At 70.4% G+C, this 19,033-nt stretch carries 18 protein-coding genes; 5 read left to right on the forward strand and 13 right to left on the reverse strand.

Annotated features, from left to right (window positions below; all coding sequences use genetic code 11):
- Positions 1-9: 9 nt before the first annotated feature.
- Together phnX and GEMRO_RS0121935 are read right to left on the reverse strand one after the other, a co-directional pair.
- Positions 10-840, reverse strand: a complete 831-nt coding sequence (gene phnX, locus GEMRO_RS0121930) for a phosphonoacetaldehyde hydrolase (protein ID WP_027135724.1) — start codon at positions 838-840, stop codon at positions 10-12.
- Between the two features lie 471 nt (positions 841-1,311).
- Entirely contained in the window at positions 1,312-2,433 is a 1,122-nt protein-coding gene (locus tag GEMRO_RS0121935) for a 2-aminoethylphosphonate--pyruvate transaminase (RefSeq protein WP_027135725.1), read from the reverse strand.
- A 90-nt stretch (positions 2,434-2,523) separates the two neighbouring features.
- Between GEMRO_RS0121935 and GEMRO_RS0121940 the strand changes: the two genes are divergently transcribed.
- Positions 2,524-3,402 (forward strand): LysR substrate-binding domain-containing protein, encoded by an 879-nt coding sequence (locus GEMRO_RS0121940; protein WP_027135726.1) that lies wholly within the window; start codon positions 2,524-2,526, stop codon positions 3,400-3,402.
- Here the strand turns inward: GEMRO_RS0121940 and GEMRO_RS0121945 are convergent.
- The 3 genes from GEMRO_RS0121945 to GEMRO_RS31145 all read right to left on the reverse strand — a co-directional run bounded on the left by GEMRO_RS0121945 (position 3,378) and on the right by GEMRO_RS31145 (position 7,071).
- Positions 3,378-4,790 carry a sensor histidine kinase gene (locus GEMRO_RS0121945; RefSeq protein WP_205625056.1) on the reverse strand — a complete coding sequence of 471 codons (1,413 nt, stop codon included), beginning with the start codon at positions 4,788-4,790 and terminating at the stop codon, positions 3,378-3,380. The genes GEMRO_RS0121940 and GEMRO_RS0121945 overlap by 25 nt on opposite strands.
- Positions 4,771-5,463 (reverse strand): winged helix-turn-helix domain-containing protein, encoded by a 693-nt coding sequence (locus GEMRO_RS0121950; protein ID WP_027135728.1) that lies wholly within the window; start codon positions 5,461-5,463, stop codon positions 4,771-4,773. The genes GEMRO_RS0121945 and GEMRO_RS0121950 overlap by 20 nt, the downstream gene beginning before the upstream one ends.
- Before the next feature lie 120 nt (positions 5,464-5,583).
- The gene (locus GEMRO_RS31145; protein WP_051329344.1) at positions 5,584-7,071 is read right to left on the reverse strand and encodes a DegQ family serine endoprotease; all 1,488 of its coding nucleotides are present in this window, start codon (positions 7,069-7,071) and stop codon (positions 5,584-5,586) included.
- A 220-nt stretch (positions 7,072-7,291) separates the two neighbouring features.
- Between GEMRO_RS31145 and GEMRO_RS32970 the strand changes: the two genes are divergently transcribed.
- Complete coding sequence (locus GEMRO_RS32970) at positions 7,292-7,951, forward strand: carbon-nitrogen hydrolase family protein (protein ID WP_051329345.1); 660 nt, start codon at positions 7,292-7,294, stop codon at positions 7,949-7,951.
- On the opposite strand, the gene GEMRO_RS31155 is transcribed toward GEMRO_RS32970, so the two are convergent.
- Positions 7,915-9,096, reverse strand: coding sequence for a glycosyltransferase (locus tag GEMRO_RS31155; protein WP_205625057.1), 1,182 nt, complete (start codon positions 9,094-9,096; stop codon positions 7,915-7,917). The two genes, GEMRO_RS32970 and GEMRO_RS31155, sit on opposite strands and share 37 nt — an antisense overlap.
- Before the next feature lie 124 nt (positions 9,097-9,220).
- Here GEMRO_RS31155 and GEMRO_RS0121970 point away from each other — a divergent pair, with 124 nt between their 5' ends.
- The 3 genes from GEMRO_RS0121970 to GEMRO_RS32975 all read left to right on the forward strand — a co-directional run bounded on the left by GEMRO_RS0121970 (position 9,221) and on the right by GEMRO_RS32975 (position 12,323).
- Positions 9,221-10,075, forward strand: coding sequence for a universal stress protein (locus GEMRO_RS0121970; RefSeq protein ID WP_027135729.1), 855 nt, complete (start codon positions 9,221-9,223; stop codon positions 10,073-10,075).
- A gap of 9 nt (positions 10,076-10,084) precedes the next feature.
- The gene (locus GEMRO_RS0121975; protein WP_027135730.1) at positions 10,085-10,432 is read left to right on the forward strand and encodes a hypothetical protein; all 348 of its coding nucleotides are present in this window, start codon (positions 10,085-10,087) and stop codon (positions 10,430-10,432) included.
- Between the two features lie 118 nt (positions 10,433-10,550).
- Positions 10,551-12,323 (forward strand): OmpA family protein, encoded by a 1,773-nt coding sequence (locus GEMRO_RS32975; protein ID WP_051329346.1) that lies wholly within the window; start codon positions 10,551-10,553, stop codon positions 12,321-12,323.
- On the opposite strand, the gene GEMRO_RS0121985 is transcribed toward GEMRO_RS32975, so the two are convergent.
- From GEMRO_RS0121985 to lhpI, 7 genes are all read right to left on the reverse strand, one after another.
- Positions 12,324-13,619 (reverse strand): bifunctional folylpolyglutamate synthase/dihydrofolate synthase, encoded by a 1,296-nt coding sequence (locus GEMRO_RS0121985; RefSeq protein WP_027135731.1) that lies wholly within the window; start codon positions 13,617-13,619, stop codon positions 12,324-12,326. It abuts the gene before it with no gap.
- On the reverse strand, positions 13,600-14,559 hold the full coding sequence (gene accD / locus GEMRO_RS0121990) for an acetyl-CoA carboxylase, carboxyltransferase subunit beta (protein WP_027135732.1): 960 nt from the start codon (positions 14,557-14,559) through the stop codon (positions 13,600-13,602). Before accD ends, GEMRO_RS0121985 begins: the two co-directional genes overlap by 20 nt.
- Positions 14,556-15,383 (reverse strand): tryptophan synthase subunit alpha, encoded by an 828-nt coding sequence (gene trpA, locus GEMRO_RS0121995; RefSeq protein ID WP_027135733.1) that lies wholly within the window; start codon positions 15,381-15,383, stop codon positions 14,556-14,558. The genes accD and trpA overlap by 4 nt, the downstream gene beginning before the upstream one ends.
- Positions 15,380-16,588 (reverse strand): tryptophan synthase subunit beta, encoded by a 1,209-nt coding sequence (gene trpB, locus GEMRO_RS35480; RefSeq protein ID WP_027135734.1) that lies wholly within the window; start codon positions 16,586-16,588, stop codon positions 15,380-15,382. Before trpB ends, trpA begins: the two co-directional genes overlap by 4 nt.
- Complete coding sequence (locus GEMRO_RS0122005) at positions 16,585-17,238, reverse strand: phosphoribosylanthranilate isomerase (RefSeq protein ID WP_027135735.1); 654 nt, start codon at positions 17,236-17,238, stop codon at positions 16,585-16,587. Before GEMRO_RS0122005 ends, trpB begins: the two co-directional genes overlap by 4 nt.
- A complete protein-coding gene (gene pyrF, locus GEMRO_RS0122010) occupies positions 17,235-17,933 on the reverse strand; it encodes an orotidine-5'-phosphate decarboxylase (protein WP_027135736.1) in 699 nt (232 codons plus the stop codon). The genes GEMRO_RS0122005 and pyrF overlap by 4 nt, the downstream gene beginning before the upstream one ends.
- A 137-nt stretch (positions 17,934-18,070) precedes the next feature.
- Positions 18,071-19,033, reverse strand: coding sequence for a bifunctional Delta(1)-pyrroline-2-carboxylate/Delta(1)-piperideine-2-carboxylate reductase (lhpI, locus tag GEMRO_RS0122015; RefSeq protein ID WP_035485811.1), 963 nt, complete (start codon positions 19,031-19,033; stop codon positions 18,071-18,073).

Consider the following 19,033-nt stretch of genomic DNA (forward strand, 5'->3'; position numbering starts at 1 on the left):
GCCTGGGCGTCAGGGCTGCTCGCCGGCAGCCAGGCGCGCCTCGATGGCCTGCACCACCGGCATCAGCTCCGCCACCGAGCCGATGACGTAATGAGCGCCGGCCGCGCGCATGCGGGCCTCGGCCCGGGCGACGAGCGCCTTCTGCCGCTCCGTCGGCAGCCCCGCCCATTCGGCTGGGGCCAGCCCCACCTCGTTGCCCGACCAGGTCAGGCCGACCGTCCACATCCCGGCGGCCAGCCCTTCCTCGATGCCCGGGATGGTGTCGTCGACCTTGATGCAGGCCGCCACCGCCGGCGCCGCCAGCTCGGCGGCGTTGCGCAGGCACATGGCCGGGTATGGCCGGGCGCGCGGCACGTCCGAGGCGGCCACCGCGCTGTCCAGCTCCAGCCCCTGCCGGGCCATCGCCGCCTGCACCACCTCCATCATCTCCCGGTTGTAGCCGGTATTGGCGCCGATCCGCACGCCGCGGGCGCGCAGCGCCGCCACCGTCTCGGCGGCACCCTCGATCAGGTCGGAGAATTGCGGCAGCGTCTCGATCTGCAGCGGAATGAAGTCCTGGTAGATGGCATCCACGTCCGCTTCCGCGGAGGGCCGTCCATGCCGCTCGACAAAGCGCGCCTGCACCGCCGGCATCGCCAGGAGCTCGGCGACATGCGCCCGCTTCTCCGCCCCCATGGGCCCGCGCGCCTCGGCCAGGCTGATCTTCACCCCATGGCGCCGGAACACCTCCACGAACACCCCTGCCGGCGCCCGCGACCCGAAATCGACAATGGTCCCGGCCATGTCGAAGATCACCGCCGCCACCGGCCCCCGATAGAACCGCCGATACCCGAAGCTCATCCACGTCCCTCCGCCACCCGGCCCATCGCGGCCGGAACCCCATCCCACCATCGCCCGGCCATCCGCCCCGGACGCATCTCCCAAACGAACCCGAGCACGCGCCCGCAACCGCCCACCGGCACGAACGAACCCGGGCGTCCGCACCATGCCCGGCTGCGGCAGCCGCTTTGCACGAACGAACCCAGGCTCGGCTGCGCCTCCCGCCGCCCATGGCCGGACGCGCCCGCCCGGCTCCGCGCCCGCGGCCAGCCGTCCGGCGCGTTTTGCACGAACGAACCCGAGCCTCCGCCGCACCATGCCCGGTCGCGGCAAACGGTTTGCACGAACGAACCCGGGATCGGCTGCCGCCCGTCGCCCATGGCCGGACCCGGCCGCTCCCTTGCACGAACGAACTCGAGAATGCCGGCCTCCCCCGGAAGCGCCCCAGGTGCTGGCCGGTCCTCCGGCAGCCCCGCGCCCGGACCCGTCCGCTCAGGCAGCGGCCGGCCGGGCCAGACCCATCTCGGCCGCTACCTCGCCGATCGCCGCCACCGCGGCACGCATCTGCTCGGCACCCAGCGCGCCGATGCAGCCGACCCGGAAGGAGGGGGCCACGGTCAGCTTGCCCGGATAGATCGCATAGCCGCGCTGGCGCAGCGCCTCGTAGAACCGCTCGAACGAGAAGCCGGGCGCGTCGGGCATCCGGAACGTCACGATGATCGGCGCCTGCACGGCATCGTCCAGCAGCGTCGCGAAGCCCAGCGCCCGCATCCCCTCGACCAGGATCCGGCAGTTCTCCCGATAGCGCGCCCCCCGTCCGGCGACGCCGCCCTCGGCCCGGTGCTGCGCCAGGGCCTGCGCCAGGGCGGCGACCACATGGGTGGGCGGGGTGAACCGCCACTGCCCCGTTTTCACCATCGCCTCGTGCTGCGCCTGGAGGTCCAGGCACAGGGCCGGTGCCTGGCCGGCGCAGGCCGCCAGCGCCTGTTCCCGTGCCACCACGAAGCCCATGCCCGGCACGCCTTCCAGGCATTTGTTGGAGGAGGCCGCCATCGCGTCGAACGGCACGGCGCCGGCATCCAGCGGCAGGGCCCCGAACGCGCTCATCGCATCGATCAGCAGGCTTCGCCCACGGGCCGCCACCGTTCGGGCCACGTCCTCGACCGGGTTGAGGATGCCGGACGTGGTCTCGCACTGGACCACCGCCACATGGGTGATCGCCGGGTCGGCGGCCAGCATCCGGTCGAGCGCCGCGACGTCGGTGGGCTGGTCCTCCGGCTGCTCCAGCACCGTGACGCTCCGCCCGTGCCGGCGCACCATATCGACCATCCGGCTGCCATAGGCGCCGTTCACGCAGACCAGCAGCCGACCGTATGGGGGCAGGAAGGTGCCGAGCATCGCCTCGACCGCGAACGAGCCGCTGCCCTGCATAGGCACCGCCACCATGCCGCTGCCGCCGGCCAGGGCGGCCAGCTGGTCCAGCACCGCACGGTTCATGCCGATGAAGGCCTGGTCGCGCGAACCCCAGTCGCGCAGCATCGCCTCCTTGACCGCCCGGCTGGTGGTGAGCGGTCCCGGCGTGAGCAGCAAGGGTTCGTCGGCAGAAGCGTTCATCGCCTTTTCTCCGCAGCAGCGGCCCGAGACTTGTGCCGCTGAGGGCGATAAGTCAAATCGATGAAAAGTATGTCGACATAAGGAGAATTGATGAACCTCGCCAGTCTGCGGGCGGTCGACGCGTTGCTCGCCACCGGCGGCTTCGCCCGCGCCGCTGAGCGCCTGGGACTGACCCAGCCGGCGGTAAGCGCCCAGATCCTGGCGCTGGAGCGCGCCTATGGCGTCGAGCTGTTCCGCCGCGGGCCGGGCGGGGCCGTGCCGACCGCGCTGGGTCTCGAGCTGGCGCCGCATGTCCGCCGGGTGCTGGGACTCCTGCGCGACCTGGAGCAGCTTCTGGGCAGTGCCCGCGACCTGGAGGCAGGCCAGCTTGCCCTGGCCGCTGACGGCCCGTTCGCCGTGATGCCGCTGCTGCGCCGGCTGAAGGACGCCTATCCGGGCATAACCGCCAGCCTCGCCACCGGGAATACCGCCGCCACCCTGGCCGCGGTGCGCGAGGGCCAGGCCGATGCCGGGGTCGCCACCCTGACCGAGCCGGCCGCCGACCTGACCCGGCTGCGCCTTGAGAGCGACCGGGTCGTGCTGCTGCTGCCGGCTGGCCATCCCTGGGCGGCGCGTGGCCCGGTCGGGATCGAGGCAATGAACGGGGTGCCGGTGGTGGCGCGCGAGGAGGGCAGCGCCACCTTCCGCCTGTTCGCCGCCGCCTGCGCCGAGGCCGGGGTGCGGCCGGAGCTGGCGCTGCGCCTGGGCTCGCGCGAGGCGATGCGTGAGGCGGTCGCCACCGGCTTCGGGGTGGGCGCGGTGTTCGCCCGCGAGGCCGGCAGCGACCCGCGCCTGGTGACCGTGCCGCTGCAGGGTGCTGCGCTCTCCGCCGACACCTGCCTGGTCGCCCTGCCGGAGCGCACCGCGCTGGGGGTGGTCCGCGCGCTGTTCGCCCTGGCCGGCGATCAGGCCGGAAGCCTGGCCTCCTGACGAGCGTTCGCCGGCGCCGGGATCGCCGGGAAGGTCATGCTGACCCGCAGGCCGGGGCGGGCGTCGTCCAGGGACAGCTTGGCCTCGTGCAGCCGCGCCACCGCCGCCACCAGCGACAGGCCCAGGCCGTTGCCGGGCGTGGTCCGCTCGGGGTCCAGCCGCACGAACCGCTCCAGCGCGCGCTCGCGCATCTCCGGCGGGATGCCCGGCCCGTCGTCGGACACGATCAGGCTGGGCCCGGGCCGCGCCCGCACCTCGACCAGCACGTGGCCGGCCTCGCTGCCATACTTGATCGCGTTGTCGACCAGGTTGGCCAGCGCCTGGGCGACCAGGTGGCGGTTGCCGATCACCTGGACGTCGGCCGGCGCGTTCAGGAGCACCACAATGTTGCGCTCCTCGCCGAGCGGCTCGTAGAGCTCGGTCACGTCCTGGGCCATCTCGCGCAGGCTGAACGGCTCGAACTCTGCCTGCTGCTCGCCGCTTTCCGCCCTGGCGATCGACAGGATCGCGTTGAAGGTCTGGATCAGCGAATCGGCGTCGCGGACCGTGGCCTCCAGCAGCTCGCGCGCCTCGTCGGTCTGCTCGCCCATCAGCGCCACCTCGATCCGCGAGCGCAGCCGGTTGAGCGGGGTGCGCAGGTCATGGGCGACGTTGTCGGTGACCTGGCGCATCCCGGCCAGCAGCCGCTCGATCCGGTCGAGCATCCGGTTGAGGTTGCGCGCCAGCTCGTCGAACTCGTCGCCGCTGCCCTTGTCGGCGAAGCGCTGGGTGAGGTCGCCCATCATGATCCGGGTGGTCGCCCGGTTCACGTCGTCCAGCCGCCCGAGCATCCAGCGGCTCATCACGAGGCCGCCGGCGACGCCCAGCACGATCATGATCCCGCCGCCGATCACCAGCGTGTTGAACAGGGTCGCCTGGATCGACAGCCGCTCCTCGATGTCGCGGCCGACCAGCAGGCGGGCATTGTTCTGCAGCAGGAAGCCGCGCGCGATCGCCCGGTGGAACACCGGCTCGTCGTTCTCGTCCACCCCGGTCTCGATCGGGAACAGGACATAGCCCTCGTCGGTCTCCTGTCCCTCCGGCCAGCGGTCGATGTTGCCCGCCATGATCCGGTCGGTCCGGTCCACCAGCAGGTAGATGGAGGCTCGGTCCGGCCTTGCGGCGGCACGCTGGGCGATGGTGTTGCGCAGGCCGCCCAGCCCGCGCAGGCGGTACTGGTCGACGAAGCCGGTGATCTCGGCGGTGATGGTCTCTTCCGTCTGCCGCTCCATGTAGGTGGAGGAGGCGACGTAGATGAAGCCGAACAGCACCCCGGCCGACACGCAGAACAACGCCAAATAGACCAGCGTGAGCCGGAAGGTCGAAGCCTTAAGAAGCTTTGTCGGCAACACGGAGCGAGTACCCGGCGCCACGGACCGTGTGGATCATGGGATAGGAGAAGCCACGGTCGATCTTGTGCCGGAGGCGGCTGATATGGACGTCGATCACGTTGGTCTGCGGGTCGAACCGGTAGTCCCAGACCTTCTCCAGGAGCATGGTCCGGGTCATCACCTGGCCGGCATGGCGCATCAGGGTCTCCAGCAGCCGGAACTCCCGCGGCTGCAGGTCGATCTCCTTGCCGGCCCGCTCCACCCGACGGCCGAGCAGGTCCATCATCAGGTCGCCGTAGCGAAGCACCGTCTCCGGCGTGTCCCCGGCGGTCGAGCCGCGCCGGGCCAGGGTCTCGACCCGGGCCAGCAGCTCGGAGAAGGCATAGGGCTTGACCAGGTAGTCGTCGCCCCCGGCGCGCAGGCCCTTCACCCGGTCGGTGACCTCGCCCAGCGCCGACAGGAACAGGACGGGCGTGTGGTTGCCCGTGGCCCGCAAAGTCTTCACCAAGGAGAGCCCATCCAGGCCCGGCAGCATCCGGTCGACGATCAGGACGTCGTAGCCGTTCGCCGCGGCCATCAGAAGGCCATCCTTGCCGGTATGCGCGACATCCGCCCCATGGCCGCTCTCGACGAGCCCCTTGGCCATGTACTGAGCGGCGTCCTTGTCGTCCTCGATTACTAGAATGCGCATCGCAGCGTTTCGCCCTACCGGATGACGGCCTTTCCTGCCGTTCGGGCGAAACTAGCCGAACATGAAGCGGCGCGCGAGATCATCGCGCGCCGCTTTGCTTGCTACCGCATGAACCTCTGGTCAGGACTGGGCGAACGGCACCGCCACCCAGCGCTGCGCCTCGCCGCGCGCCACCAGCAGGCGGATCGTATTCGCCCCGTCCTTGGCGGCCTCGCGCACCGCATCGATCACCGGCTGCGGCCCGTCGACCTCCTGGTCGCCGACCGCGACGATGACGTCGCCCTGCTCGATGCCCTTCTCCTCGGCCGGGCTGCCGGTGACGACCTGCTGCACCAGGGCGCCCTCGACGTCGTCCGGCACGCCCAGCTGCGAGCGGGCCTCGTCGTCCAGCGGCGCCAGGGCCAGGCCCAGTCGCGGCTGGTCGGCCAGCTCGGCCTCGTCGGCCGAGGCGACCTGCTGCTCGGACGGCATCTCGCCGACCTGGATCGACAGGGTCTTCTCCTTGCCGTCATGCCAGACCACGAGGTCGGACTTCTCGCCCGGATCGGTGTCGGCCACGGCGCGGGTCAGCTGGGTCAGCCGCTCGATGTCATGGTCGCCGAACTTCAGGATCACGTCGCCTTCCTCGACGCCGGCCTTCTCCGCCGGACCGCCCGGGGTCACCTGGCTCACCAGGGCGCCCTCGCGATCGTCCAGGCCGAACGAGGCACGCAGGTCGTCGTCCATCTGCTGGATGCCGACGCCGATCCAGCCACGCTCCACCGAGCCCTTCTCGATCAGCTCCGCCGACACCGACTTGGCGAGGTTCGAGGAGATCGCGAAGCCGATCCCGACGCTGCCGCCGGACGGGGAGAAGATCATGCTGTTGACGCCGATGACGTTGCCGTCGAGGTCGAAGGTCGGGCCACCCGAATTGCCGCGGTTGATCGGGGCGTCGACCTGGATGAAGTCGTCATAGGGCCCGCTGCCGATCTCGCGGCCGGTCGCCGAGACAATGCCGGAGGTGACGGTGCTGCCCAGGCCGAACGGGTTGCCGACCGCCACGATCTTGTCGCCGACGCGGACCTTGTCGCTGTCCGACCATTCCAGGGCGGTCAGCGGCTCCTTGCTTTCCACCTTGAGCACGGCCAGGTCGGTCTTGGGGTCGATGCCGACCAGCTCGGCATCCAGGCGGTCACCGTCCTGGAACACCACCTCGATCTTGTCGGCCCCGCCCACCACATGGGCGTTGGTGACGATGTAGCCGGACGAGTCGATCACAAAGCCCGAGCCAAGGCCGCGCATCTTGCCCGGCGGGCGCTGCTGCTCGGGCGCCGGCATCGGCTGGCCGAAGAAGCGCTCGAAGAACTCGCGCTTCTGCTCGTCCATCGGCGAGGAAACGGGCGTGGTGCCCTTTCCGCTGCCCTCGACCTGGACCGACACGACGGAGGGCATCACTTTGGCGACAAGATCGGCATAACCGCGCTCGTAGTCCTCGGCATGAGCCGGGGTGGGCGCGAAGGCCGGAAGGGCAGGAATGGACCCGGTCGCAAGGGCTGCCGCCGCCACCGAGCCCAGGGCCAGGTTGCGGACAAAGGAAGGCCGGTGGGTGAGGGAAGGTTTCATCATCAATCTCCAGCGATCTCCTGCACGTCCATCAGTGTTGGGTGCGGGTTCGGAAATCTATTTAGGGGGTCGTGACGGATTTGCACCACGTGAACCGCGATCTCACGCAGCTGTTTTTCGAATTCACGTGAAGATCGCGGATCCGTGATCCGCTTGTTACAAAGGTTTGCTGATGCGTATCGCTGCGTTTCCTTCTGCAACACGTCTTGATCAACTGGAACCTTTGCACGATCCGGCCGCAACGGCCCTGGCGGTCCTGCCGGAACAGTGGTCTGGAGGGGACGCCCAGGCGGAGGCGGAGCTGTCGGACGGTCCCTGGGCCCGCGACGTGGCGCGTGTCGCGGTTCAGAAACATTGCGCAATCATCGCTCCCTACCTGGAGCGGGAGGGGGAGAAGCAGTTCTCCAGCGTCCTGTTCGTCAACCGGCGTGGCCGCGGCCTGTGCAGCTACCGCAAGACCCATCTTAGCCTCGCCGATGAGGCACAGGGATTGGCGCGGGGCAACTGGATGACGATCGTGCCGTTCATGGACCAGCGGATCGGCCTGTTGCTGGGCGAGGACATCCTGCACCCGGAGACCAGCCGATGCCTGGCGCTGGAAGGGGCGACCCTTTTGGTCGCGTCGAGCACCCTGGAGCCGTCCCTGCTGGCGGCCCTCACGCGGGTACGCGCGGTCGAGAACGGCGTGACGTTCCTCGCCGTCAGTGGCGGTGCTGCCGGCCGGATGGTGGCCTGTGATCCCGAGGGGCGCGTTCTGGCCGACGCGCCCACCCCGGCGACGATCGACCTTCACCCGGTCCCGTCGGAACGACCGAATCCGTTTGCCGCGCGCCGCCGCGCCGAACTCTACCGCGCGATCGTGGAGCCGCCGCCCAGGGGTTGAGCCGTGGCCGCCAGCGCCTCCATGACAAAGCGTTGGTAGCGCGCGCGGAACCGCTCCTCGCCAAACCGGGAGGCGTTGCGGATCAGGGCCTGGGGCTGGAACGCCGCCTCGCCGTCCTGGAACCGGCGCAAGGCGGTGCAGATCGCTTCGACCGTCTGCTCGGAAAAGAACAGCCCGGTGGCGTCAGGCAGCGGGGCCGGCCGTACCGAATCCAGCACGCCGCCCCGGCCATAGGCGATCACCGGGGTGCCGGCGGCCTGCGCCTCGACCACGGTGATCCCGAAATCCTCCTCCGCGGCGAATATCAGTGCCCGGGCGCCGGCCAGGAGCCGTGCCACCTCCGCCCGCGGCAGCGTGCCGAGCAGCTCGACGTTCGGACTGCGCTCCACCCGCGCCATGCCGGCGCCGTCGCCGATCACCTTCAGCTTCAGCTCCGGCATCTTCGCGAAGGCGGCGCAGATCAGCTCCGTACGCTTGTAGGGCACGAACCGTGAGATCGCGATGAAGTAGTCGTCCTTGCGCGCCGCCGGCGCGAAGTCCTGGAGGCGGACCGGCGGGTGGATGACTGTTGCGTCGCGCCGGTAGATCTTCTGGATCCGGCGGCGGATGAACTCCGAGTTGGCGATCATCCGGTCGGGACTGGCACCTGTCCGGTAGTCCCAGTTGCGGATCCGGTGCAGCTGCCAGCGCAGGAGCCAGGACAGGGCCCCCCGGTCCAGGCCGGCCTCGCGCAGGTACTGATGCTGGTATTCCCAGGCATAGCGGATCGGCGCATGCACATAGGACACGTGGAACTGGTTGGGCCCGGTCAGCACGCCCTTGGCGAAGGCGTGGCTCGACGAGAGCACCAGGTCGAACCCGCCCAGGTCGAACTGCTCGATCGCCAGCGGCATCAGCGACAGGTAGCGCCGGAAATGCCGCTTCGCGAACGGCAGCTTCTGGATGAACGAAGTCTCGACTTCGAGGTCCTGGAGGAAGCCGCGCGCCTCCTTGGGCATCACGTCGACAAGCGAGAACAGCCTGGCCTGTGGAAAGCAGGCGAGGATCTGCTCGACCACCCGCTCGGAGCCGTACAGGCTCTGCAGCCAGTCGTGGACGATCGCGACCTTCAGGGCGGACGGCGCAGGCACGGGCGGCTGGGGCAAGCCTCGGACACTCCCGGAGATGCTTTGGGAAACGCAGGCATGTGTTTCACACACTGCCGGATGCGGGCCCCGCTGAACTGCCTTAAGATGCCTCCACATACAACGACGACGAGGGACCCCCGGCATGAAGACCATTCTGGTGAACTTGGAGGTGAGCGCCGCGCTCGATGCGACGCTGGCCTGCGGCATCGGCGTGGCGCGGGAGTTCGGTTCCTACCTGGAAGGGCTGCATGTCCGGCCGGTGCAGCCCGACGTGATCGCCGCGGGCGCCGACGGCTTCATCGCTGCTGCTCCCGACCTGGTCGCCGGGTTCGAGAAGGACGCCCGCGAGCGGGCCGACCGGCTGCGCGACGCATTCGAGGCCGCCGTGCGCGGCGCCGGCCTGCCGCGCTTCACCGAGCCCGGCAGCACCGGCCCGGCCGCCGACTGGCACCTGGGAGCGGGTGCCGCCGCCAACGTGCTGGGCAGCTATGGCCGGATCTTCGACATGATCCTGGTCGGCCGGCCGATGGCCGATAGCCTGACCCCGTCGACCGCCGCGCTGGAAGGCGCCCTGTTCGAATCCGGGCGGCTGCTGATGATCGTGCCGCCGACCGCGACCACCTTCCGGATGGATCGCATCCTGATCTCCTGGAACGGCAGCACCGAGACCTCGCGGACGATTGCGCTGGCCATGCCGATGCTGGACCGGGCCAAGTCGGTGATCGTCCATTCGGTGGAGAAAGGCATGGTGCCCGGTCCCTCGGGCGAGGCGCTGGCGCGGATGCTGGAGCGGCGCGGCCAGACGGTCGAGGTGGTCGACCATCCGGGCGACGACCGCCCGGTCGGCAAGGTCACCCTGGACGAGGCGCAGCGCCTGGGCGCCGACCTGATCGTGAAGGGCGCCTATACCCAGTCGCGCCTGCGCCAGATGATCTTTGGCGGCGCCACCAGCTACATCCTGTCCAACGTCGAGGTGCCGGTCCTGATGTCGCACTGAGGATCATCGGTGCTGCTCTGGCTGCATGCCGCCCTGGCCGTGCTCTGCGTGGTCCTGCTGGCGCGGCGGTTCGTGGCGGTCCGTCCGGGCAGCGGCGGCCGCCTCGGGATCTCGCTGGCGCTGGCGGGCGTGATGGCCACCGGGCTGGTCATGCTGTTCCTGGCCGGCGGGCTGCACGCCGCGCGGCTGTTCGGGCACGTGATGCACTGGCTGGGATGGCTAGCGGTGCTGACCTGGGCGCATGCCGTGGCCCGCGGCCACGGGTCGGGTGCCACGGCGCGGGTTGGCGTGCCGCTGTTCCTGGTGCTCGCGGCCAGCGCCGCCGGCATCCTGGCCCTGGTCCAGGACCGGATCTGAGCGTTGGGCCGCGGCCCCCGATCCGCTATGTAACCCGCCGATGCCGCCGCGCTTCGTCCCCGTTGGCGCGCCGGCCTTCGCCGCCTCTTTTGCGGGAGAATCCAAGGATGTCGCGTGCATGCGCCTGCTCGTGAAGCGCCACCGCCTGGGCTTGGCCGGGCTGGTCACCTTGATGTCTTCGGCCTCCTGCCTGGCCGGCGTGGCGCCGGCATCGGCGCCGCCGGACGGTGCCGGTCCGCTGGTGCTGGCCCAGGTCGAGCCGGAACGGACCGCCCGCGATCTGGAGGCGGCGATCGAGGAGATCCGCAACAGGCTGCGCGACGCGCGCCCGGCCGGGCCGGAGCAGGACGAGCGCGAGAAGCTGGCGCTCGCCCTAGCCCAGGTGGAGGAACTGACCGAGCGGACGCGTTACCTGGAGCAGGAACTCGAGCGGGCTCGCCAGTCATCGGCCGCCGCCGATGCGGCGGCCTTGGCCGCCGATGCCGTGAGCGACGACCTGGCGGCGCGGCTGGCGGCTGCCGAGCGCGAGCGCGAACTGCTGGCAGCCTCCTCGGAACGTCGGGAACGCGAGGTGCAGGCGGCCCTGAGCGCCAGCGAGCAGGCGCTGCGCGCGGAGCAGGACCAGCGCCGGGGCATCGAGGCCGCGGCCGAGCAGGCGCGCCAGGCAGCCGCCAGCCAGGAGGTGACCGCCGCGGCCACCACCGCGAAACTTCAGGCCGAGCTGGAGGCCACCGTCCAGGAACTGGTGCGCCTGCGCGTTACCCTTGCCGAGCACGACAGCCTCCTGGCGGAACTGCGTGGCGGCCAGGGCGAGGCCCAGGAGAGGCAGCAGCAGACGGAGCGCGAGAGCGCGGAGCTGAGGCAGCGGGTCGACCAGCTGGTGGCGGAGCGCGACAAGGCGCATGCCGAGGCCGCAGCCGCGAGTGCTGCCCTGGAGGCCCGCCTGGCCGATGCCGAGCGGCAGCTGGAGGCGATGGGCGAGGAGGTCCGCCAGGCCTGGAGCGACCGCGCCGCTGCCGAGCGGCGGATCGAGCAGGTCACCGCCCGGGCCGAGGCCGACCGCGCCGCGGCCGAGCGGGTGCGCTCGGGCGAACGAATGGCCGCCGACCGGAAGATCACTGCCCTGAGCGATGAACTCGGCCAGGTCCGAGCCCGTGCCGCTGCCCTGGACAGCGTCGCGGCGGCGGTCGGCGCCAGGGCCGAGGCCAATGCCATCGAGCTGGAAAAGATGCGCGCGGTCGCATCCTCCGCCGTGGGCGAGGCGGCCGATCTCGGCCAGCAGCTCCTGGAGGCGCTTGCCGAGATCGAGACGCTCAGCCAGCTGGTGGCGCGCATCGATCTCGCCAAGATGACGTCGGCGGCCAGCCTGGATCCGGCGTCCGGCGAAGAGGCTCCTCCCGAGGACGGGTTCGGCCGGCTGAAGGGCCAGGTCTGGCCGGTGGTGGCCACCGTGGAGCAAGAAGCGCCTCCGGTGGAACGTCCGCCGCCCTCGCTGGAGGTCCTGAAGCGGTTGAGCGGGCTGGACCTGGACAGCGGCAGCGACGGCTGGGTCCGGACGGTCGCGGAAGGGATCGAGTTCGAGCTGGGAGGGGACCAGATCGGACCGCGTTCCGAGCGCGGCCTGCAGCGGGTCGCTGTCTTGCTGCAGCTCACCCCGGGCGCTCCAGTCCGGATCGTCGGCCATACCGATTCCCAGGGCGACGAAGCGCGCAATCTCGAACTGTCGCAACTGCGTGCGGCAGCGCTGCGCGATGCGCTGGTCGAGGAGTTCGAGATCGATCCGGCGCGGATCGTGGTGGAAGGGCAGGGTTCGGCCGAGCCGATCGCCTCCAACCGGACCGCCGAGGGCCGCAGCGCCAACCGCCGGGTCGAGGTGTTCGTCGCCCGGTGATCAGCCGTGGTCGGCCAGGACCACGCCGGCGAAATGCAGGGAGCCGCAGACCAGGATCAGGCTCGGCTCATCGCTGCTCAGTGCCACGATCGCCCGCACCGCATCGACATGGTGCGCTGCCTGCCGGGCCGGATGCCCCAGCTCGGCGGCAGCCGCCGCCAGTTCTTCCGGCGGGCGGGACAGGGGCTCGTCCGGAATCGGCACCATGGTGCAGGTGCTGGCGCGCGCCAGGAGCGGCGCCAGGAAAGCCGAGGCATCCTTGGTGTTGAGCATGCCGACCACCAGGTGCAGCGGCCTGGGCGGGAGCATGTCCAGCGTCGCCGCCAGTGCCAGCGCCGCCGCGGGATTATGGCCGCCATCCAGCCGCAGTTCCCAGCCCGGCGGAAGCAGGTCGGTCATCGGCCCGGACCACAGCCGCTGCCAGCGTCCGGGCCAGCTGGCCCGGGAGACGCCCGCGGCCAGGGCTGCCGGCCCCGGGCAGAGCTTCGGCGGAAGACGCCGGAGCGCCACCACCGCGGTGGCGGCGTTGGCATACTGGTGCGGGCCGTCCAGGGCAGGGCGCGGCAGTTCCAGCCGCTCGCCGTTATCCTCGACGATCAGCGCCTCGGGGTGCTGCTCGAACCACCAGTCGCGGCCATGGACCAGCAGCGGCGTGTCCAGCATCGCCGCGCGCCGCTCGATCGCCCGAAGCCCCTCCGGGTCCTGCGGCGCCACCACGCACGGCACCCCCGGCTTCAGGATCCCGGCCTTCTCGGTGGCGATCAGGTCGATCGTCCCGCCCAGATAGGTCTCGTGGTCCAGGAATACCGGGGTGATGATCGAGACAGCCGGGCGGTCCACCACGTTGGTGGCGTCCAGCCGCCCGCCCATGCCGACCTCCAGGACCAGGGCATCGCCCGGAAAGCGCGCGAAGGCCAGGAACGCCATGGCCGTGGTGATCTCGAAGAAGGTGATCGGCCGGCCGGCATTGATCCGCTCGACCTCCTCCAGCAGCTCGGTGAGGCGCGCCTCGTCGATCGGCCGGTTGTCCAGCATGATCCGCTCGTTGAAGCGGACCAGATGGGGCGAGATGTAGCGGTGGACGCGCTGACCCTGGGCTGCGAGCGCTGCGGCAATGCAGGCGCCGGTGGAGCCCTTGCCGTTGGTCCCGGCGAGGTGGATCACCGGCGGCACCTTCCGCTCCGGATGGCCCAGCTCCGCCAGGATCTGCTCCATCCGGGCCAGGGAGAGGTCGATCTTCTTGGGATGAAGGTCGATCAGCCGCGCCAGGATCTCGTCACTCGACGGGCTGCTCACTCGCCTTGACCAGTTCCAGGGTGGGCGCTTCGCCGACGGTGGCGGGAACAACGGGCTCGGCGGCCGGCTCGGCCTTCAACTCGCGCCGCTTGCGCAACAGCAGGTCGAGGATCCGGACCAGGGTCGGGCGCAGGTCGAACCGGTGCACCACCATGTCGACGATGCCGTGGTCGCGCAGATACTCGGCGCGCTGGAACCCCTCGGGCAGCTTCTCGCGGATGGTCTGCTCGATCACCCGCGCGCCGGCAAAGCCGATCATCGCACCCGGCTCGGCGATCTGCACGTCGCCCAGCATCGCGAAGCTGGCGGTGACGCCACCAGTGGTGGGGTCGGTCAGCACCACGATGTAGGGCAGCCGCTTGTCCTTCACCATCTCCACCGCGACGGTGGTGCGCGCCATCTGCATCAGCGACAGCGCGCCTTCCTGCATCCGGGCCCCGCCGGAGCTGGTGAAGACGATGAAGGCCGCTTCCTGCAGCACCGCGAGCTTGGCCGCGGCCAGAAACGCCTCGCCCACGGCGGTGCCCATCGACCCGCCCATGAAGGCGAAGTTCATCACCGCGATCACTGCCGGCATGCCGTCGATCTTGCCGTGGGCCGCCTCGAGCGCGTCCTGCCGGGTGGTCTTGGTCTGGGCCTCCTTCAGCCGGTCCGCGTACTTCTTCTGATCGCGGAACTTCAGCGGATCGGCGGCGACCTTGGGCAGCTCGATGCGCTGCCAGCTGTCCGCGTCGAACAGGGTCTCGAAGCGGAACGACGGATCGACCCGCATGTGGTGGCCGCAATGCGGACAGACCCGCTGGGCCTGCTCGAAGTCGCGGTGGAAGATCATCCGCTCGCAGGACGTGCACTGCCGCCAGAGATCGTCCGGCAGGTCCGGGTTGCGGCTCACCAGCGCCCGGATCTTCGGGCGGACATAGTCGGTCAGCCAGTTGCTCATGCCCGTGCTCCGCGCACGCCCGCGGCCAGGTCGCGGACCAGGGAATGGACCGTCTCGACCAGGCCCGGCCTGGCCTTCCCTGCCTCGTCCAGGTTTGATGCAACCAGGTCGACCAGCGCCGATCCCACCACCGCCGCATCCGCATGGCGCGCGATGGCCGCGGCCTGCTCGGGCGTGCGGATGCCGAAGCCCACCGCCACCGGCAGGGTGGTCGACGACTTGATCCGCCGGACCGCCTCGCCGACCTGGTCGGCCACCGGCGCCGCCGAGCCGGTGATGCCGGTGATCGACACGTAGTAGATGAAGCCCGAGGCGTTGTTCAGCACCACCGGCAGCCGCTTCGCATCGGTGGTGGGTGTCGCCAGCCGGATGAAGTCCAGGCCTGCCGCCTTGGCCGGCAGGCAGAACTCCTCGTCCTCCTCCGGCGGCAGGTCGACCATGATCAGCCCGTCCACGCCGGCCTCGACGGCGCTTTGGATGAAGCGCTCCTTCCCCATCTGGTGGACCGGGTTGTAGTAGCCCATCAGGATGACCGGGGTGGCTTGGTCCTCCTCGCGGAAGCGGCGGACGAGGTCCAGGACCTTCGCCAGCTTCATGCCGCCCGCGATGGCGCGCAGGTTGCCGGCCTGGATTGCAGGGCCGTCGGCCATCGGGTCGGAGAACGGCATGCCGATCTCGATCAGGTCGACGCCGCAGCCGGGCAGGCCGCGGATCAGCGCCAGCGAGGTCTCCGGGTCCGGGTCCCCGGCACACAGATAGGTGACGAGGCCGGCACGGCCCTCGGCGGCGAGCGCAGCGAAGCGCTCGCGGATCCGATCGCTCACAGCTTCACTCCAAGATGCTCGGCTACCGTGAAGATGTCCTTGTCCCCGCGGCCGGACAGGTTGAGGACGATGACCTGGTCCTTGTCCATGGTCGGCGCGATCTTGGCGATGTGCGCCAGGGCATGGGCGCATTCCAGCGCCGGCAGGATGCCCTCGATCCTGCCGCAGAGCTGGAAGGCCTCGAGGGTCTCCGCGTCGGTGGCCGGTGCGATCTCCAGACGGCCTTGCTCCTTGAGCCAGGAATGCTCGGGCCCGACGCCGGGATAGTCCAGGCCAGCGGAGATCGAGTGCGGCTCCACCACCTGGCCGTCCTCGTCCTGGAGGAGGTAGGAGCGCGAGCCGTGCAGCACGCCGGGCGTTCCCGCCGCCATCGCCGCGGCATGGCGGCCGGTCTCGATCCCGTCGCCGGCCGCTTCCACCGCGATCAGGCGGACATCGTCGTCCAGGAACGGATGGAACAGGCCCATCGCGTTGGAGCCGCCGCCCACCGCCGCAATCAGCACGTCCGGAAGCCGGCCCTCCTTTTCCAGGATCTGCTGCTTGGTTTCGCGCCCTATCACCGACTGGAAGTCGCGCACCATCGCCGGATAGGGGTGGGGACCCGCCACCGAGCCGATCACGTAGAAGGTGTCGTGGACGTTGGAGACCCAGTCGCGCAGGGCCTCATTCATGGCGTCCTTCAGCGTGTGCGAGCCGGACGTCACCGGCCGGACCTCGGCGCCCAGCAGGCGCATCCGGAACACGTTCGGCTGCTGCCGCTCGATGTCCTTCGCACCCATGTAGACGATGCAGGGCAGGCCCAGCCGCGACGCCACCGTGGCAGTAGCGACGCCGTGCTGGCCGGCCCCGGTCTCGGCGATGATCCGGGTCTTGCCCATGCGCTTGGCGAGCAGGACCTGGGCGACGGTGTTGTTGATCTTGTGGGAGCCGGTGTGGTTCAGCTCCTCGCGCTTGAAGTAGATCTTGGCCCCGCCGAAATGCTCGGTCAGGCGCTCGGCGAAGTAGAGCGGCGAGGGGCGGCCGACATAGTCCTTGAACCAGCCGTCCAGTTCCTTCCAGAAGCCCTCGTCCTTCTTGGCGGCCTCGTAGGCGCTTTCCAGCTCAAGGATCAGCGGCATCAGCGTCTCGGCAACGAACCGGCCGCCGAAAATGCCGTAATGCCCGTTCTCGTCCGGCATGTTGCGCAGAGAATTGCGCTGGCTCATCCGTCGTTCCTCCCAAAACTCTTGGCCATGGCGATGAACGCGGCGAGCTTGGCCGGATCCTTCACGCCAGGAGATGTCTCCACGCCCGAACTGACGTCCACGCCCGGCGCGCCGGTCACGGCCAGCGCAGTCGACAGATTGTCCACCGTCAGGCCGCCAGCAAGAAGCCACGGACAATCGATCTCGACCTGCTCGAGCAGGCGCCAGTCGAACGGCAAGCCGTTGCCGCCCGGCAGCACCGCCCCAGGTACGGGCTTCGCATCGAACAGGATCATGTCGGCGGTGTCGGCATAGGCCGCCACGGCCTGCAGGTCCTCGGGCACCGCCACCGGCAGGGCCTTGAGCGTGCGCACCCCGAAGCGCAGGCCGATCTCGGCGACCCGCTCCGGACTTTCTTCGCCATGCAGTTGGATCACATCCAGCGGCACCGACAGCAAGGTCGTCTCGATGATCCGGTCGTCCGGATTGACGAACAGCCCGACGCTCTCCACGGTGCCGGAGACATGGCCGGCCAGGACCCCGGCCTGTTCCGGCGTCACGTAGCGCCGGGAAGCGGGAAAGAACACGAAGCCGACATAGTCGGCGCCCGCAGCGCAGGCCTGTTCGATCCGTGCCGGCTCCGTCAGGCCGCAGATCTTGACCAGGGTCATGACCCGGCAGCGCCCTGCAGCAGGGCCCGGGCGGCGGAGGCCGGATCGGCGGCGCCGGTGATCGGCCGTCCCACCACCAGCACGTCCGCCCCGGCGGCCAGCGCTTCGGCGGGGCTCATCACCCGCTTCTGGTCGTCCCCGGCGGACCCGGGGGGACGGATCCCCGGCACCACCAGCTTGATCCCTGCCGGCACCACCCGGCGCAGCCTGGCGATCTCGTGCGGGGAGCATACCAGCCCGTCCACACCGGCCTCGACCGCGAGCCGGGCCAGCCGCTCGACCTGCGCTCCGGTATCGCCGGCGATACCCATGGCACCAAGGTCAGTGTCGTCCAGGCTGGTGAGCACGGTCACCGCCAGGAGCCAGCTGGAGGATCCGGCCTGACGCTTCGCCTCCACCGCCGCCCGCAGCATGGCGCTGCCGCCCGAGGCATGCAGCGTCAGCATCGCCGGCTCCGCAACCAGGGCGGAGCGGACGGCGCCGGCCACCGTGTTGGGAATGTCGTGCAGCTTCAGGTCCAGGAAGACCGGCAGCCCTTCGCTGGCTACGGCACGCACCCCCTCCGGGCCTGCAGCACAGAAATACTCCAGCCCCAGCTTCACGCCGCCCACGGCGCCCTCCAGCGATCGCGCGAGGTCCAGCGCCCCGGACGGATCGGGACGGTCGATGGCGCAGAAGATCGGGGAGGTGAACAAGCGGTGCTTCCGGTCCAGGGTCCAAGCCGCTGCGTTGCTTGGCAGAGCGTCGCAGAGGCGTCAACGCGATGCGCCACCGGCAGTCCGGTGGCAGTGATAGAGTGGTGGTTCCTGCCGCCGGTTCAACTCGGACGCGGTCAGTCCTTGGGCAGCCGCGCCCCGACCACCGCCTCCGCCGCGACCAGATCCTCCAGCGCGGCGCCGACCGACTTGAACAGGGTCACCTCGTCCACCGACCGCCGTCCCTGGGCTTTCCCGAGAACCAGCTCCCGCAGGTCGCCCCGGATATCCTCCGGCGCAAAGGCGCCGGCGTCGATTGCCTGGAGGAGGTCGCCCGCCTCGGCGAGCGCCCCCTCGCGGGTGTCCACGTACACCGACGCTAGGCCGACCAGCGCGTCGTCGCTCTCTCGCATCGCGCGGGTATAGGCGCCCACCAGGTCGACATGGGTACCGGGGCGGACATCCGCCCCCCGGATCAGCGGCGCGGTGGAGTTGGTGGCCGCAGAGATGAGATCCGCCCGCCGGACCGCAGCGGGGAGGTCCGCCACCGCTTCCGCATCGAGCCCCTGCTCCTGCAGGCGCTGGGCGACGCCTGCCGCCTTCTCCGGCCGGCGGTTCCAGATCAGCGTCTTCGTCAGGGATGGCCGGACCGCCCGGTGGGCATGGACGAAGTTCGGGCAGAGCGCGCCCGCCCCCACCACCAGATGCGTGGCGACATCGTCGCGGGCCAGGAACGAGGCGGCGAGCGCCGAGGCGCCGGCCGTGCGCCGCAGGGTGAGCGCCGCACCGTCCAGGACCGCGCGCGGCGTCCCCGTGGGGCCGTCGAACAGGATATAGAGACCCTGGATCGACGGGATCCCCTTGGCCTCGTGGCCTGGCGCCACATGGACGATCTTGATCCCGGTCGAGGAGCCCGGCCGCCAGGCCGGCATGATCAGGAGATCGGCCGGCCGGTCCATGCCCGGTCGCGGCACCGCGTGGTGGTGCCGCACCGGAGCCTCGGCGCCGGCGGCGAAGCCTTCCCGCAGCGCCTCGACCATGCGCGGCCAGGGCAGCGCGGCCTCGATCTCGGCGGGCCCGAAAAAGGCAGGCTGGCTCAC

The organism is Geminicoccus roseus DSM 18922, from assembly GCF_000427665.1.
Lineage (GTDB): Bacteria > Pseudomonadota > Alphaproteobacteria > Geminicoccales > Geminicoccaceae > Geminicoccus > Geminicoccus roseus.